The organism is Mesorhizobium sp. P171375 (genome assembly GCF_057786075.1).
Window position 1 is genome coordinate 6,383,200 of sequence record NZ_JBYNWF010000001.1, and the last position, 15,660, is coordinate 6,398,859.

Below are 15,660 nucleotides of genomic sequence, written 5' to 3' on the forward strand. Positions count from 1 at the left end.
ATGAAAGCCACATCCGTCTCCTCAGCCGCCCTCTCCAACGCCGCGCGCTATCAGCAGATGCGAATGCAGGCCGAACTGGTCAAAGCCACCAAGGAATCGACGACAGGCACAGTCGCCGATGTCGGTCTGGCGCTTGGCGCGCGCACCTCGCAGGCGGTGACCTTCTCGCGTGATCTCGACCGGCTGAACGTCATCATCGATTCCAATTCGCTGGTCACCGCCCGGCTTTCCTCGACGCAGGATGCGCTTGGCCAGCTTTCCGACACGGCACAGAATTTGCTGACCGCGTTGACCGCCGCCGGCAATTCCTCGAGCACCATCACACAGCAAGCCGGCAAGGCCGCCGTGCAGCAGATGACCTCGATCCTCAACGCCAGCGTCAACGGCGAATATCTGTTTGCCGGCACCAACACCGACGTCAAGCCGATCGACGACTTCACCGCCACCGGCTCACCGGCCAAGGCTGCGTTCGACGCTTCCTTCTCGTCCTATTTCGGCTTCACGCAGAACGATCCGCTCGCCGCCAACATCACCGCCGCCCAGATGGACAGCTTCATCACCACCAATGTCGTGCCGCAGTTCATGGGCGCGGGTTGGCAGGCCAACTGGTCGAATGCCACCGACCAGCAGATCGTCAGCCGCATTTCGCTCGGCGAAACCACGCAGACCTCGGCCAGCGCCAATGACGACAGCATCCGCAAACTCGCCATGGCTTCCGCCATGGTCACAAGCCTGCTCTCCGGCAACATCAGCCAGGCCGCGAAGACCACCGTTGTCGGCCGCGCCCAGGCGATGGTCGGCGAGGCGCTCGGCGGGCTCGGCCAGTTGCAAGCCGAGACCGGCCTTGCCGAAAAACGTGTGTCCGACGCCAGCGATCGCATGAAGACGCAGGTCGATCTCTTCGAACGGCATATCCTCGATCTGGAAGGCGTCGATCCGGCCGAGGCCGCCACCCGCGTCGCGGATCTGACGCAGCATATTGAAACGTCCTTCGCGCTGACTGCGCGCCTGCAGCAGATGAGCCTGCTGAACTACCTGACCTGACAATCTCAACCGCAACGGTAGAGCCAAACGATGTACCAATTCTCCTACGCCGACATCCAGACCGACTCCGTCACCGACGCCAAGGATCGCGAGCGGCAGCTTTTGACCCGCTCGATCGAAATGCTGTCGGCGGCGGCGGCGGTCGGCCACACTTCGATGGAAGCGGTCGAGGCGCTGCACTTCACCAACCGGGTCTGGACCACCTTCGTCGAGGATCTCGGCTCCAGCGACAATGTCCTGCCCAAGGAACTGCGCGCCAACCTCATCTCCATCGGCCTGTGGCTGCTGCGCGAGGCGGAGGACATCCGCCAGGGCCGTACCGACAATTTCGAAGGCCTGATCGAAGTGTCCCAGATCATCCGGGACGGCATTCAATGACCAACACGCTGAAGATATCGCTGAAGCCGAACGAGAAGATCTACATCAACGGCGCCGTCATCCGCGTCGACCGCAAGGTCACGGTCGAGCTGATGAACGATGTCCAGTTCCTGCTCGAGAACCATGTCATCCAGGCCGAAGAGGCCTCGACACCGCTGAAGCAGCTCTACTTCATCCTGCAGGTCATGCTGATGAACCCGGCCGGCGCCATCGAGGCACGCGCAATGTTTCGCCGCTCGCTGCCTCTGCTTTTGGCAAGCTTCGAGGACGAGCAGATCAACGGCGCGCTGAAGCAGATCGACCGCATGGTCGGCGAAGACCATATCTATGAAGCGCTGAAGGCGATCCGTGCGCTTTATCCGCTCGAACGCCGCGCGCTTGGCGGCAATGACGATGTTCAGGGCGCGCAACGCCCGCTGGCCGTGGGAGCACAATACTGATGAATGTGGACATGACGACGACAGTACCGATGGGCGCCAACCAGGGCACCCAGCAGACGTCGAAGACAGCGGTCGACTACCAGTCGTTCCTGAAGCTGCTGATCGCCGAGATGAAGAACCAGGATCCGACGAAGCCGATGGATTCGACGCAGTATGTCGCCCAGTTGGCCACCTTCTCGCAGGTCGAGCAATCGGTGCAGACCAACACCAAGCTCGATCAGATCATGCAGTCTTCGGCGCTGTCGCAGGCGGACGCCCTGATCGGCCGCTCGATCACCTCCGCCGACGGCAAGACGACGGGCGTCGTCGCCTCCGTCAAGCTTGCCAGCAACGGCCTGATCGCAGTGCTGCAGAACGGCACCGAAGTGCCGGTCGGCGCGGGCGTTTCGATAAAGCCGGCCAGCTAGACCGGTTCCGTAGAGGCGCGCTCACATGAACGAGGCCGACGCACTCGACATCGTCCAGTACGCGGTGTGGACGGTGCTCACCGCTTCCGCGCCGGTTGTGCTGGTCGCCATGGCGGTCGGCATCGGCATCGCGCTGATCCAGGCCCTGACCCAGATTCAGGAAATCACCCTGACCTTTGTGCCCAAGATCGTCGCCATCATGCTGGTCGTGGCGCTGACCGGCCCGTTCATCGGCAGCCAGATTTCGGCCTTCACCAACGTCATCTTCGAGCGCATCGAAAACGGATTCTAGGCACGCTTGCGGCCTGCCTCGTTCCCGCTAAATTGCGAGTCATGACCCAGGCAACATCGACCGGCATGCCATGTGCGGAATAGCCGGCGTCTGGCGCAAGCGAAACCCGATCGACGCCAACGACCTGTCGGATGTCATCCGCATGATGCAGGCGCTGGTGCATCGCGGCCCCGATGATCACGACAGCTGGAGCAACAACCGGCTGGCCCTCGGCCATCGCCGGCTGACCATCATCGACCCCTCGCCCGCCGCCCGCGAACCGATGCTGACCGCATCCGGCCAGGGCGTCCTCGTCTACAATGGCGAGGTCTACAACTACCGCTCGCTGCGCGAAACACTGCAGGCGCAAGGCCTGATCTTTCGAACCATCAGCGATGCCGAAGTGGTCCTCGAAGCCCTGCATCACTGGGGTCCCGAAAAGGCCGTGCCGCTGTTCGACGGCATGTTTTCCTTCGCCTATTTCGACGCCCGCAACAGTGCGCTGTGGCTTGCTCGTGACCGTCTCGGCATCAAGCCGATGTCGGTGGCCGACATGCCGGATCGATTCCTGTTTGCCTCCGAGGACAAGGCGATCCTCACTTGCGATGGTTTTCCGCGCGACATCGACAGCCGCGAGATGACCTTGCGGCTGGCCTGGCAGAGCCGCGATTCCAGCTACAGCCTGTTCGACCGCATCGAGCGCTTGCCGCCCGCCGGCCTGTGGAAGATCACCGACGGCGGTATCGAAAAGCGCCGCTTCTGGCATGTGCTGGACGTGCTGGAGACCGCGCGCATCACTGGCGACGTGTCCTCTGACGCTGAGCACATGGCGACGCTCGAGGCGCTGCTCAAGGACAGCGTCGAGCTTCACTGCATCGCCGATACCGGCGTCGCCACGGCCTGCAGCAGCGGCGTCGATTCCGGCCTGATAACGGCGCTGGCAAGGCGGTTCAGGCCAGAGGTCCATGGTTATGTCGTCGACCCGCAGCTCGGCCGCAGCGAGGCCGAAGACGCCGAGCGCACCGGCCGCCATGTCGGTGTGCCCTTGCGCCGGGTGCCAGTCGACAGGGACCGTTTTTTCGACCTTTGGCCAAGGGTAATCTGGCATCTGGAAAGCGATGGCTGGCACGCCAGCCATGTCGGGCTGCTGGCGCTTGCCGAACAATGCCGGGTGGACGGCGTCAAGGTGTTGCTGACCGGTGAAGGCGCTGACGAATTGTTTGGCGGTTACCCACTACAGGCCTTGAGCCTGAAGATGTGGCGTCCCTGGTCGTGGCCCCGGCGTCTGTTGCATTCGAAGCGCTCGCTCGACCGAAGATTCGAGCATCAGCGCCGTGCGCCCTACAAGGTCTCGGCTGGAAGCCACTCACAAATGGAGCGCAAAATGGTCCTGCGCGCCCTGTCGCCGGAGCTGAACTTCCTCCAGACCGAGATTTTCGACCGCTTGCAGCCGGTAGCGCCGCCCGCCGATCGTGCCTTCCTCGGACATTGCCTCTATGACCTCTATTCACATCTGCAGGACATCCTGCACCGGCACGACCGGCTGAGCATGGCGGCGTCCGTGGAGCTGCGGGTCCCGTTCCTGGCGAACCGGCTGATCGATTTCGCGATACATTTGCCGAGGCGGCATAAATACCGCGACAAAACAGGAAAATGGCTTTTGCGGAAGGTCGCGCAAAAGCATATTCCGCGCCAGAACGTCCAGGCGCGCAAGATCGGCTTCGAGATATCGTCCGAATTTTCGGCCGGCACCGAGACTTTGCTGCGCGGCGGTTTCCTGCGCGATGCCATGAAGTGGCCCACCGCCAGCGTGGAGGACATGATCCAGTTCGCGCGGCGCGAGGAACCTTCCAGGCTGCGGCTTGTCGGCATGGAGCTTTTCCTGCGCCTTCACGCCGGCGGCGAGACGACGGGTACGCTGACCGAAGCTCTGCATGCCGCCGCCCGCGACAGAAGCTGACTTCGCCCTGGCCGATCCCCCGGCGCGGTGGACCAACGAGAACATCGCCCTGGGCAGCGAACCCTTGCCGGCTGACGTATTTTCGCCTTGCTACCCTGTTGTTGGACCATGATCTTTTTCGAAGGGGCGTTCGCCCTTTTGGATGTCGTGCTCTATTTCAAACGGATGCCATGATTGTCGTCCCGGCGGACGAAACCAGCGCATGAAGGTGGGACAGGTCTGATGATCGATGACGAGCCGGACAGCGAACGCGTCTCGGCGCTGGCGCCGTTCCGGCATGGTATTTTTCGCGCCCTCTGGTCGGCCAGCCTGGTGTCGAATTTCGGTGGCCTGATCCAGGGCGTCGGCGCCGCCTGGATGATGACCACCATCGCCACCTCGCCCTATCAGGTGGCGCTGGTCCAGGCCTCGACCACTCTGCCGATCATGCTGTTTGCGCTCGTCGCCGGCGCCATTGCCGACAGCTTCAACCGGCGCAAGGTGATGCTGATCGCCCAGGTCTTCATGCTGGTCGTCTCTGCACTTCTAACGCTGTTCACCTGGAACGGCTGGATGACGCCGTGGACGCTGCTTGCCTTCACCTTCCTGATCGACAGCGGCACGGCGCTCAACAATCCGTCCTGGCAGGCATCGGTCGGCGACATGGTGCCGCGCAACAAGCTGCCGGCGGCTGTTGCGCTGAATTCCCTCGGCTTCAACCTGACCCGCAGCGTCGGTCCGGCGATCGGCGGCATCATCGTTGCCGCCGCCGGTGCGGCCGCTGCCTTTGCCGCCAATGCGCTGAGCTATATCGGCCTCATCGTCGTGCTCTTCCGCTGGAAACCGGAGCTGCCGGTCTCGACGCTGCCGCGCGAGACGCTGGGTGCGGCCATGGGCGCCGGCCTGCGCTATGTCGCCATGTCGCCCAACATCGGCAAGGTGCTGGTCAGGGGCTCCGCCTTCGGCTTCAGCGCCGGCGCGGTTCTGGCGCTGCTGCCGCTGGTGGCGCGCGACGTCGTCAAGGGCGATGCCTTGACCTACGGCATCATGCTCGGCGCCTTCGGCATCGGCGCCGTCGGCGGTGCGCTGATCAGCGTGCGTCTGCGGCAATTGCTGTCCAGCGAGACGATGGTGCGCATGGCCTTCGCCGGCTTCGCCTTCTGCGCCCTCAACGCCGCAATCAGCCACAATGCCTGGCAGACATCAGCGGGCCTCCTCATTGGCGGCGCCTGTTGGGTGATCGCCCTGTCGCACTTCAACGTCACCGTGCAGATGTCGACGCCGCGCTGGGTCGTCGGCCGGGTGCTGTCGGTCTACCAGACGGCGACCTTCGGCGGCATCGCGCTGGGCAGCTGGATCTGGGGTGTCGTTGCCGATGCGCATGGCGCCGAAACCGCGCTCATTGCAGCAAGCATCGCAATGCTCGTCGGCGGCGCCATCGGCCTGCTCCTGCCCTTGCCGCAGCAGACCGCGCTCAACCTCGACCCGCTCAACCGCTTCAAGGAGCCGCATCTCGGCCTCGACCTCAAGCCACGCAGCGGCCCGATCGCCATCATGATCGAGTATGTCATTCGCGACGAGGACGTGCCCGAATTCCTCGCCACCATGGCCGAGCGCGGCCGCATCCGCCGCCGCGACGGCGCCCGCAACTGGACGCTGGCGCGCGACCTCGAAAATCCCGCAGTCTGGATCGAGCACTACCACACGCCGACCTGGCTGGAATATATCCGCCACAACCGGCGCGCCACCCATGCCGACGCCGTCGTCACCGAGCGGGTGCGGGCGCTGCACAGCGGCGACGAACCGCCGCGCGTGCGCCGCCTGATCGAGCGCCCGACGACCGCCGGCACCGCGCTGGTCTCGCCAAAGGGCCCGATCGACCACTGATTTCGTTTGAACCGGGCGACGCCCCTCAGCCCACGCTCTGGATCATGTAGAGCTTGCGTGTGGTCTCGCGTATCCGCCACTCGCCCTTCCAGCCTTGCGGCAGAACTAGCAGGTCGCCCGGACCACTTCGCGCACCTCGCCGTCGATGCGGCTCAGTTCCACGTGCCCCGAGATGATGTGGCAGATTTCGAGTCCGAACGATCGGCGGTGAAGCGGCCGGGCGTGCATTCCCAGATGCCGATGTCGACGGTTCCGTCCGGCGACTGGAAGAACGAGCGCACGGCCTCGAGCTGATCGCCCTCAATGGAGGTCGGCTTGGGCGAGAACGCGCCGATCTCGGCCTTGGCGAGATCGTGGAAGGTCGAAAGGTCGATCAAGTCGGGCTCCATAGTCAGTGGCCTGTGAGGCTGTCGGCGATGGCGCCAGTTTCGAGACGAAACCGACCAAAAAATTAAGCTTTGAACGGCAGTATCGACTGTTAGCCAGCGAGATCCTGCGGCCAAGATCCGTAGCGGCTCCGCTGGGCGGGAAGGATAGTGATATGTTGTCCTTGCTAAAGAAGGGCCGGTTTATGCTTGTGCGCAGCCTGCTGATGCTGGCTGTCCTGGCGATCGGCGTGTTGCCCGTTTGGGCGCTAGAACCGGCCAGCTTTCCGGAGCCACCAGAGACTGTGGCTTTCAACGTTCAGAAGGACGGCAAGTCGATCCCGATCACGCTGCGGCAGTTGGAAAAGCTTGGCCTCTACAAGGTCGTCACCACAAGTCCTTTCGAGAACGGGCAACTGATCTTTCAAGGCGTTCTGTTCCGAGACGTGCTCAAATCCGTGGGGTTGGAAGATAGGGATTCCGTTACCCTGCGGGCAGTGGACGAATACGTGCAGGTAATTCCGCACGAAGATTGGACGGAAGGGCCTCTGCTTCTAGCAACCCGCCAGGACGGAGAGTTGCTCACCCGACGGACGCAGGGACCGACCCGCCTGATCTACCCTCTCAAGGACCACCCCGCCTTCGACACGCCGATCCGTAAGCCGCGATGGATCTGGCTGATCAAGACGATCGAGTCCGGCAACTGATCGGCTGTAGGCCTCAATGGTAGGTACTCGACTGAGAGGCTGGCAAATTCCGCTTACCTACGGCAGCGCCATAGGGCTGGCGGCGATCGGTTCCGCGATCCTCATCGGCATGCTGTTTGTCAGTATCAGCAAGATCGAGTCATCGCTGCCTAGGTTCGGGTTCTTCGCCATCCGCGAATTCCATATCGCGATACGCGACGTGACCCACCTGAGGGATATGATCTCACTCGCCGAAGGCGCTCCCAATTCCCAGGAGAGCCTCGATCAACTGTCGGCGGCAAACGACCTGGTTTACATACGCTTCGATCGGATCGACGGCAGAGAGACGATCAGCGCAATTCCAGCTTATGCAGGCATCGTGCCGCGCGTCGACGATGCGGTGAAGCGACTTGATGTCGTGATTGCGGCGGGGCTGCCGCTCGATCAAAAAAGCCTGACGGAACTGGGTTTGGAGCTTGAGCAGATCGTCGGTCGGATGAACGACGAGTACTACAAATACGGCGAGGAAGTTAACGCCGATCTCTATTCGTCGGAAGTCAGCTTGAGGAGGTTCAACTATCAGATAGCCTTTGCCTTGACGATCCTGTCGCTGCTGGCGATGGGAACGGCGGTTCTGTTCATCGGGCGCCGGGAAACGATAAAGCAGCTGGAATTTCTTGCCTGGCGCGACGCGACGACGGGGTTGAAGAATCGTGCCTGGATGGCAGCCAACCGGGACGCCATGCTGGACCGGGCGAGGGAGACCGGCAAACAGCTTCAGTTGCTGCTGATCGATCTCGACCACTTCAAGAGCGTGAACGACACCTTCGGTCATCACGTCGGAGATCTGCTACTGAAAGCGGTTGCCGAAATCCTTGAGTCGGTCGAGCAGCCCGACGACGTAGCCGCCGTGCGATTGGGCGGAGACGAATTTGCGATCATGGCTATTGCCGAGCGGAACGTTGGTGACGATTTGGGAGAATGTTTGCGCGAGCAGTTGAACAGGTTTGCCGAGTTGGAGGGCCACCAGGTGCGCATTGGCGCCAGCATCGGCATGGCGTGTTTCCCCCAACATGGTTCCGACATCTCCATGTTGCTGCACAACGCAGACAGTGCTCTCTACAAGGCGAAGGCCGAAGGACGGTCCGGTTTCGTGACGTTTTCGCCCTCGATCCTAAGTCAGATCGACATGCAGCTTGGTGAAGAAGCAGCCATCAAACGGGCGCTTAATTGCGACGAGTTCTTCCTGGTTTGGCAACCCCAGTTCGAACTGGCGACCGGCCGCATGACCGGCGCCGAGGCACTGGTCCGCTGGCGCGATGCTGTCTCGGGGGCGGTTCGTCCGCCGGCATCGTTCATTCCAATCGCGGAGCGGAGTGATTTGATATTGGAACTCGACAAGGTGGTTCTGGGCAAGGCTTGCATGCAAGCCGCCAAATGGATGCCTATTTCCGCCGAGGAGTTCATCTGTTCAGTCAACGTCTCTGGAAAAAGCCTCCAGGCCTATGCCTATCTGACGCACCTCACCGAAATGCTGCAGCAGACCGGATTGCCGCCATCGCGCCTGCAATTGGAGATCACGGAAGGTATATTTATCCAGGACAGCCGCAATGCCCTGGAGAGTATCGGCAAAATTCGAGAAATCGGAGTCAGCCTGGCACTCGACGATTTTGGGTCGGGCTATGCGAGCTTCGGATATCTTGCCGATTTCAACTTGAACCAACTGAAAATCGATCGCTCGTTCCTGGGCGATCTGGCTTCCTCCACCAGGAAACAGAATGTGGTTCGAGGGATCATCGCGCTGGCCAATTCGCTAGGTCTGACCGTTGTCGCGGAAGGGGTGGAGAACGAAGCTCAACTCGACTTTCTGATCCACGAACACTGCCACGGCGCTCAAGGGTTCTTTATGTCGGAGCCCGTTGAGGAGAGACTGATGACAAACTATCTCATCGCAAGGCAAGGCCGCGCCAAACATATCGAAAAATTCAGGCTGAGTCCCTTCGCGCCGGCCCCAACTCTGCTGCGGAAAGCCAATGTTGTCGCCAAGCAAAGCCGGAAGACCGCCAATTAGAGCGTTTCACCGTTTGACGGAAACGGAGAACCGCTCAATCTTCTTGTTTTGACGCAATTGCGGACGGAAAACCGCTCACACTTTTCCTGGAATTGCTCCAGCCCTCAGCCCTCACCCGACAGATCGCGCCGCGCCTTGTCGAGTTCTTCGGCATAGCGCCGCATCAGATGGCTTTCGGTGAGCAGACCGAGCACGACGCGGTTGTCGAAATCCTCGACCACGGCCAGTTCCTCGGCGCCGGCGCGCTGAAAGGTTTCGGCGGCGGACTGGACGTTCATGGTCGGCACCAGCACCGCATCCGTGAATTTGGCCAGCGCCAACACCGGCGTCTCGCCGTCGGACGGGTCGCTATGCAGTTCGGCGACGATCAGCACGCCGACATAATGCTGGTCCTCATCGACGGCGATGACGCGCTGCGCCGAGCCCAGCGGCACATCCTTGCGGAACGCGGCAAGCGTCTTTGCGGCATCGACGGTGCGAACATCCTGGCGCATCATTTTCCCAACCGTCAGATTGCGCATCCAGCCGACATCATGAGCGCTGCGGATGGTCTCGCCGCGCAGGTGAAAACGCCAGGTAGAGAAGGAGTAGCCGAAGGTTTCGCGCACCAGGATCGCCGCCATCAGCGAGGCCGCCAGCACGACGCCGGTCAACGTCAGGTCGCGGGTCGATTCCAGCGCCAGGAAGGTCATGGTCAGTGGCCCGCCGACGACGCCCACGGCAAGCGACGTCATGCCGACAACGGCGGCGACGGAAGGGTCGATGCCGGTCGCCGGCGAAATGATGGCCATCACGCCCGCAAAGGCCTTGCCGAGCAGCGCGCCGAGGAACAGCGAGGCAAAGAACAGACCGCCGCGAAAGCCGGAGCCGAGCGAGATCGCCGACGCCGCTAGCTTGAGCACAAAGATGCTGGCGACGACGGCGAGGCCGTAATTCATCGCGAATTCGCGATGCAGCGCACCATGGCCTGAGGACAGAACCTGCGGCGTGATCAGCCCGAGCAGCCCGACGGCGACGCCGCCGATGACCGGGCGAAGCGAACCGTCGATTGCCAGACGCGCGAAGCCACGCTCGACCAGGCTGACCAGGTGCATGATGGCGATGGAGGCCGCACCGCCCAGCAATCCGAGCAGCAGGAACGGCAGATACTGGCTGGCGGTCAGCTCCGGCAGGCCGGAGAGTTCCATCGGAAACGGCACGACGCCGAACATCTCGGCGGTCAGCGACGCGCAGATCGCGGCAGTCATCACCGGAGCGACATTGGCGACCGAATAGATGCCGATGATCAGCTCGAAGCCGTAAAAGGCGCCGGTCAGCGGCGCATCGAAGGCAGCGGCGATGGCGCCGGCCGCGCCACAGCCGACCAGGATGCGCACATCGTTGCGGCGCAGCCGCAGCGCACGCGCTAGCCGCGACGACAGGCCGGAGCCGACCTGCGTGTAGCCGGCCTCCAGGCCGACCGAAGCACCGAAGCCGCTGGAGATCATCGTCTGCCCGGCGATGATGAAGGTGTCGGTAAGCGACATGCGTCCGCCGTACAGCGCATTGGCCTCGATCGGGTCGACCGGGGTGCGGAATTTCCGCTTCCGCAGCCAGATCACCGTCAGGCCGAGCAGGATGCCGCCGATCGCTGGAATCAGCGCCTGGAACGGGCTTTGCAGCGAAAACATCCCGGAGAGACGCCCGCCGGGCTGGACGCCGAACAACAGGAAATGCAGGCCTTGCACCGCCTCGCTCATGCCGGTGACCAGCACCGCCGAGATCACGCCGACGACACCGGCCAGGGCAACGATGACAATGCCGCGCGCTTCAAGCAGAGGGATCGATCGGATCAGCACCGCGCGCAGGCGACGGGCATAGACCTGGGGTTCATTAGGCAACGGAGCGGCTCGCCGGGTGCGAGGGATGAAAGCTGTCGTGGCTGATACGCCCGGCGGCATTGCGTGGCAATCGCAATGCCGACTGCTTGTGGCGCCATTTTGACGTTGCAGCGAGCCGCGAAAGACGGCAGATCCTTCGCTCAGGCGGGCAAGCCGGCCGACCTTGACCGTCCTGCCGATCAGTCAGGCTCGCCGCCCCGCTTCAATCCCTTGCGGGCTATATGAGCGATCGCTTACGCAATCGACGCAACTATGGCATTTTTTGCCCGTCTCTATTTCCTCAGGGAGGAGAACATGAGTGCGCGGGGATTTTTTTCATTAGCTGTTGGCATGATTTTTTGAGCTCGTCTGCCGTAAGCAATTCAAGCGTGGATATGCCGGTTAGGTCTGTGTCACACCCGACGTCTCTTTTGTCGGGAGGCAATCCGGAAAACCAAAGCCGACCGGCAAAGGAATTTATCCAGACTGCACAACAAGACGTTTGCTGTCCTGGCGGCTACCCTTGGTATCGCAATTCGACAAACACCTGCTACGGCAGCTATGAAGATTGCCACGATACCGATGGCGGCGGTTGGTCCTGCAGACAGATCAATGCCTGCTAAACCTTAGCTCCAGACCTTCTTAGCCATAGCCTGGTCCTTAAGTCGGCTTGGGCTCGCCGGCCTCATAAAGCATGAGATTGCGCTCGCCGATGCCGAGCGCTGCCCAGCTCGCCCGCCGGTCGGCGATGTGCGGCGAGCGGAAATGCGCGTCGAGCGCTTCCCTGTCGCTCCACACCTCCGTGACATGGATGAGCCCGGCGTCGAGCACGTCCTGCGCGTATGAATAGTCGATGCAGCCGGGTACAGTGCGGCTGCCCAAGATCATGCGCTGCATGGCCGGCCTTGCCTCGTCGAGCCTTTCCGCCGGCAGACGGATGGTACCGATGATCACCAGCATGATCTTTCCTCAAGTCCTCTGTCTTCCTGGGAAGTAACCAGTCCTCCCACCCTCGCGCAAGCTTGGCCGGTTAGGCTTGAAGGGCTGCCCTCATGTTCGGGCAGTCCATGGCTCGGGGACGATATGGCGATCAGCGAAAGCTTAGCGACGGGAACAGTGGCCAAGAACGGCCGCGATGTCTTCTTCGCCATCGGCATCGTCATCATCCTGGCCGTGCTGTTCCTGCCGATCCCGGCCTTCCTCATCGACATCGGACTCGCTTTCTCGATCGCGCTGTCGGTGCTGATCCTGATGGTGGCGCTGTGGATCCAGCGGCCACTCGATTTCTCGTCCTTCCCGACCGTGCTGCTCATCGCCACCATGCTGCGGCTATCCCTCAACATCGCCACCACGCGCATGATCCTGTCGCATGGCAATGAGGGTACGCATGCCGCCGGCTATGTCATCGCCGGTTTTTCCAAACTGGTGATGGCCAGCGACTTCGTCATCGGCTTGATCGTCTTCATGATCCTGATCGTGGTCAACTTCATCGTCATCACCAAGGGCGCCACGCGTATCGCCGAAGTCGGCGCCCGCTTCACCCTCGACGCCATCCCCGGCAAGCAGATGTCGATCGACGCCGATTTGTCCGCCGGCATGATCGACGACAAGACCGCGCAGTTGCGCCGCAGAGAACTGGAGGAAGAATCGTCCTTCTTCGGCTCGATGGACGGCGCCTCGAAATTCGTACGCGGCGATGCCATCGCCGGCCTCATCATCACCGCCATCAACATCGTCGGCGGCATCGCCATCGGCTATATCAGGCACGGTATGGGCATGGGCGAAGCCGCCGACGTGTTCATCAAGCTGTCGGTCGGCGACGGCCTCGTCACCCAGATTCCGGCGCTGATCGTCTCGCTCGCCGCCGGCCTGCTGGTCTCCAAGGGCGGCACGCGCGGCTCGACTAACCAGGCGGTGTTCGGCCAGCTCGGCGCCCATCCGCGCGCGCTCTACGTCGCGGCCTCGCTGCTCGTGCTGCTCGGCCTGATGCCCGGCCTGCCGTTCTTCCCGTTCTTCACGCTGGCCGCCGGCATGGCCGGCCTCGGCTACGTCATCCCGATGCGCGCCAACCGTGAGGCTGCCGCCGTCGAGGCGCTCAAGGACCAGGAGAAGGCCAACAAGGTCGAGGAGGAGAAGAACTCGGTCAAGGCTTCGCTCACCACCGCCGAGATCGAACTTTTGATCGGCAAGCAGCTGTCGACGCGGCTGCTGGTGTCGCACCAGGAACTGGTCTTCCGCATGGCCAAGATGCGCAAGAAGTTCGCCACGCAATACGGCTTCGTCGTGCCGGAAGTGCGCGTCGCCGACGACTTCGGCATTCCGCCGAAGAGCTACCAGATCAAGGTCCATGGCACCGTCGTTGCCGAATACCAGATGCGTGTCGGCGAGATCATGGTGCTGCTCGGCACCCGCGACCTGCCCGACGTTCCCGGCGAGGAAATCCGCGAGCCGGCCTTCGGCATGCGCGCCTTCTCGGTGCTCGAAACCTTTGCCGAGGATCTGAAGCGCGAGAACTACACTTTTGCCGACAACATGTCGGTGCTGCTCACCCATCTGTCCGAGGTGATCCGTAACAACCTGCCGCAGCTTCTGTCCTACAAGGACATGAAGGCGCTGCTCGAACGCCAGGATCCGGAATACCGCAAGCTCGCCGACGAGATCTGCACCTCGCACATCTCCTATCCCGGCCTGCAGGCGGTGCTGAAACTGCTGCTCGCCGAGCGCGTCTCGATCCGCAATCTGCACCTGATCATCGAGGCCATCGCCGAGATCGCGCCGCATGTGCGCCGCACCGAGCAGATCGTCGAGCATGTCCGCATCCGCATGGCGCAGCAGATCTGTGGCGATCTCTCTGAAGGCGGCATGCTCAAGGTGCTGCGGCTCGGCAACCGCTGGGACCTCGCCTTCCACCAAAGCCTCAAGCGCGACGCCAAGGGCGAGGTGCGCGAATTCGACATCGACCCTCGCCAGCTGGAAGAATTCGGCCAGGACGCCACCAAGGCGATCCGCAAACATCTCGAGGCCGGCGAGCGTTTCGTTCTCGTCACCGCGCCCGATGCCCGGCCCTACGTGCGCATGATCATCGAGCGCCTGTTCACCACCCTGCCGGTGCTCTCCCATGTCGAAATCGCCAAGGGCGTCGAGATCAAGGTGCTCGGGACGATCTCGTGAACATACTGTCGCAAGGCGTCGTCATCGCCGCCTTCCTCGCCTTCTGCCGCATCGGCGCTTGCTTCATGCTGATGCCGGGCCTGTCCAGCGCCCGCGTACCGGTCCAGGTCCGGCTGTTCGTGTCGATCGCCGCCACCGGTGGCCTGCTCGCCTTCCTGTGGGACAAGATCTTTCCCTTCGTCGATGCGCGTCCGCAGGTGCTGGCGCCGATGATCATTTCGGAACTACTGGTCGGCGGGCTGATCGGCGCCATGACCAGGCTCTACATGGAGGCGCTGCGCTTCATGGGCTCGGCCATCGCCATGCTGATCGGCTATGGCGGCACCGGCGGCCCCGCCATCGAGGAACCGGAACCGCAGGCGGCCCTTGCCGCCATCATCTCGTTTTCGGCGCTGCTGCTGCTCTTCGTCTTCGATTTCGATCACGAGATCATCCGCGCGCTGGTTGCCTCCTACACGGTGGCGCCGGTCAACGTCTTCTTCAACCCGCAGGCCGCCCTGGTCGATCTCACCGACACGGTGTCGGACGCCTTCTTCCTGGTCCTCAGGCTCGGCAGCCCGTTCGTCGCCTATGCCATTCTGGTCAACCTGACCATCGGCTTCGTCAACAAGCTGACGCCGCAGATCCCGGTCTATTTCATCTCGCTGCCCTTCGTCATTGCCGGCGGCATGATCATCTTCTACTTCGCCATCGGCACCATGCTGTCGCTTTTCGTCGACGGCTTCGTCGACCTGACGCTGGCGAGGTGAGATGACAACGCGCAAGGAACGGCTGAAGAAACTGGTCAAGGTACAGGAGCAGTTGAAGGCCCTGCACGAGACCCGCCATGCGAGCTTCGTGGCTGCGGCGGCATCCGCAGAGACCGAGGCCAAGGAACTGGTCCAGCATTTCGACGCCGACCAGTCGATGGCGGTCCTGTTTCCAGACCTTTACCATCGCCGCATCGCCAACGCGCTGATCCGGCAGGAAGCGAGCCTGGAAAGCGCCAGGCAAGAGGTCGGGCTGATTGCCACGGCGACGGCGCGCACCAACATGGTCGAGCGCGCCTACAAGGATGTGCGCCGCCAGGACGAGCGCGAACGCTCCGACCGCGACCGGCTCGATCTGATCGCCCAGAAGCGGGGGCAGGAGTAGCGGCGAGA

The 15,660-nt window shown here is 62.4% G+C and carries 15 protein-coding genes; 12 read left to right on the top strand and 3 right to left on the bottom strand.

Going from position 1 to position 15,660, the window contains the following annotated elements:
* The 7 genes from ACYHH6_RS31120 (at position 1) to ACYHH6_RS31150 (ending at position 6,366) form a co-directional block, all read left to right on the top strand.
* On the top strand, positions 1 to 1,044 hold the full coding sequence (locus ACYHH6_RS31120) for a flagellar hook-associated family protein (RefSeq protein WP_192254452.1): 1,044 nt from the start codon (positions 1 to 3) through the stop codon (positions 1,042 to 1,044).
* A 30-nt stretch (positions 1,045 to 1,074) separates the two neighbouring features.
* Entirely contained in the window at positions 1,075 to 1,422 is a 348-nt protein-coding gene (gene flaF, locus ACYHH6_RS31125) for a flagellar biosynthesis regulator FlaF (RefSeq protein WP_192254454.1), read from the top strand.
* Positions 1,419 to 1,862, top strand: a complete 444-nt coding sequence (gene flbT / locus ACYHH6_RS31130; RefSeq protein ID WP_352586308.1) for a flagellar biosynthesis repressor FlbT — start codon at positions 1,419 to 1,421, stop codon at positions 1,860 to 1,862. The genes flaF and flbT overlap by 4 nt, the downstream gene beginning before the upstream one ends.
* On the top strand, positions 1,862 to 2,269 hold the full coding sequence (flgD, locus tag ACYHH6_RS31135; protein WP_352586307.1) for a flagellar hook assembly protein FlgD: 408 nt from the start codon (positions 1,862 to 1,864) through the stop codon (positions 2,267 to 2,269). Before flbT ends, flgD begins: the two co-directional genes overlap by 1 nt.
* A gap of 25 nt (positions 2,270 to 2,294) precedes the next feature.
* The gene (gene fliQ / locus ACYHH6_RS31140; protein ID WP_127853917.1) at positions 2,295 to 2,561 is read left to right on the top strand and encodes a flagellar biosynthesis protein FliQ; all 267 of its coding nucleotides are present in this window, start codon (positions 2,295 to 2,297) and stop codon (positions 2,559 to 2,561) included.
* 70 nt (positions 2,562 to 2,631) lie between these two features.
* Positions 2,632 to 4,500, top strand: a complete 1,869-nt coding sequence (gene asnB / locus ACYHH6_RS31145; RefSeq protein WP_352586306.1) for an asparagine synthase (glutamine-hydrolyzing) — start codon at positions 2,632 to 2,634, stop codon at positions 4,498 to 4,500.
* A gap of 222 nt (positions 4,501 to 4,722) precedes the next feature.
* Positions 4,723 to 6,366 carry an MFS transporter gene (locus ACYHH6_RS31150; protein ID WP_352586305.1) on the top strand — a complete coding sequence of 548 codons (1,644 nt, stop codon included), beginning with the start codon at positions 4,723 to 4,725 and terminating at the stop codon, positions 6,364 to 6,366.
* 152 nt (positions 6,367 to 6,518) lie between these two features.
* Here ACYHH6_RS31150 and ACYHH6_RS31155 read toward each other — a convergent pair whose 3' ends face one another.
* Positions 6,519 to 6,743, bottom strand: coding sequence for a hypothetical protein (locus tag ACYHH6_RS31155; protein WP_435053313.1), 225 nt, complete (start codon positions 6,741 to 6,743; stop codon positions 6,519 to 6,521).
* A 164-nt stretch (positions 6,744 to 6,907) separates the two neighbouring features.
* On the opposite strand from ACYHH6_RS31155, the gene ACYHH6_RS31160 reads away from it, so the two are divergent.
* Both ACYHH6_RS31160 and ACYHH6_RS31165 read left to right on the top strand, forming a co-directional pair.
* Positions 6,908 to 7,438, top strand: coding sequence for a putative pterin-binding protein (locus ACYHH6_RS31160; RefSeq protein WP_352586304.1), 531 nt, complete (start codon positions 6,908 to 6,910; stop codon positions 7,436 to 7,438).
* Positions 7,439 to 7,454: 16 nt separating this feature from the next.
* Positions 7,455 to 9,488 carry a putative bifunctional diguanylate cyclase/phosphodiesterase gene (locus ACYHH6_RS31165; RefSeq protein ID WP_352586303.1) on the top strand — a complete coding sequence of 678 codons (2,034 nt, stop codon included), beginning with the start codon at positions 7,455 to 7,457 and terminating at the stop codon, positions 9,486 to 9,488.
* A 104-nt stretch (positions 9,489 to 9,592) separates the two neighbouring features.
* On the opposite strand, the gene ACYHH6_RS31170 is transcribed toward ACYHH6_RS31165, so the two are convergent.
* Positions 9,593 to 11,326, bottom strand: a complete 1,734-nt coding sequence (locus ACYHH6_RS31170) for a chloride channel protein (RefSeq protein ID WP_435053322.1) — start codon at positions 11,324 to 11,326, stop codon at positions 9,593 to 9,595.
* A 681-nt stretch (positions 11,327 to 12,007) separates the two neighbouring features.
* Positions 12,008 to 12,307, bottom strand: a complete 300-nt coding sequence (locus tag ACYHH6_RS31175) for a putative quinol monooxygenase (protein ID WP_352586301.1) — start codon at positions 12,305 to 12,307, stop codon at positions 12,008 to 12,010.
* A gap of 123 nt (positions 12,308 to 12,430) precedes the next feature.
* On the opposite strand from ACYHH6_RS31175, the gene flhA reads away from it, so the two are divergent.
* Genes flhA through ACYHH6_RS31190 form a run of 3 tightly spaced genes read left to right on the top strand, consistent with a single transcriptional unit; the run spans position 12,431 to position 15,652 of the window.
* The gene (flhA, locus tag ACYHH6_RS31180) at positions 12,431 to 14,518 is read left to right on the top strand and encodes a flagellar biosynthesis protein FlhA (RefSeq protein WP_192254471.1); all 2,088 of its coding nucleotides are present in this window, start codon (positions 12,431 to 12,433) and stop codon (positions 14,516 to 14,518) included.
* A complete protein-coding gene (fliR, locus tag ACYHH6_RS31185) occupies positions 14,515 to 15,267 on the top strand; it encodes a flagellar biosynthetic protein FliR (RefSeq protein WP_203278554.1) in 753 nt (250 codons plus the stop codon). Before flhA ends, fliR begins: the two co-directional genes overlap by 4 nt.
* A 1-nt stretch (position 15,268) precedes the next feature.
* Positions 15,269 to 15,652: a hypothetical protein gene (locus ACYHH6_RS31190; RefSeq protein WP_112559309.1), complete on the top strand. Its 384-nt coding sequence runs from the start codon at positions 15,269 to 15,271 to the stop codon at positions 15,650 to 15,652.
* Positions 15,653 to 15,660 lie beyond the last annotated feature (8 nt).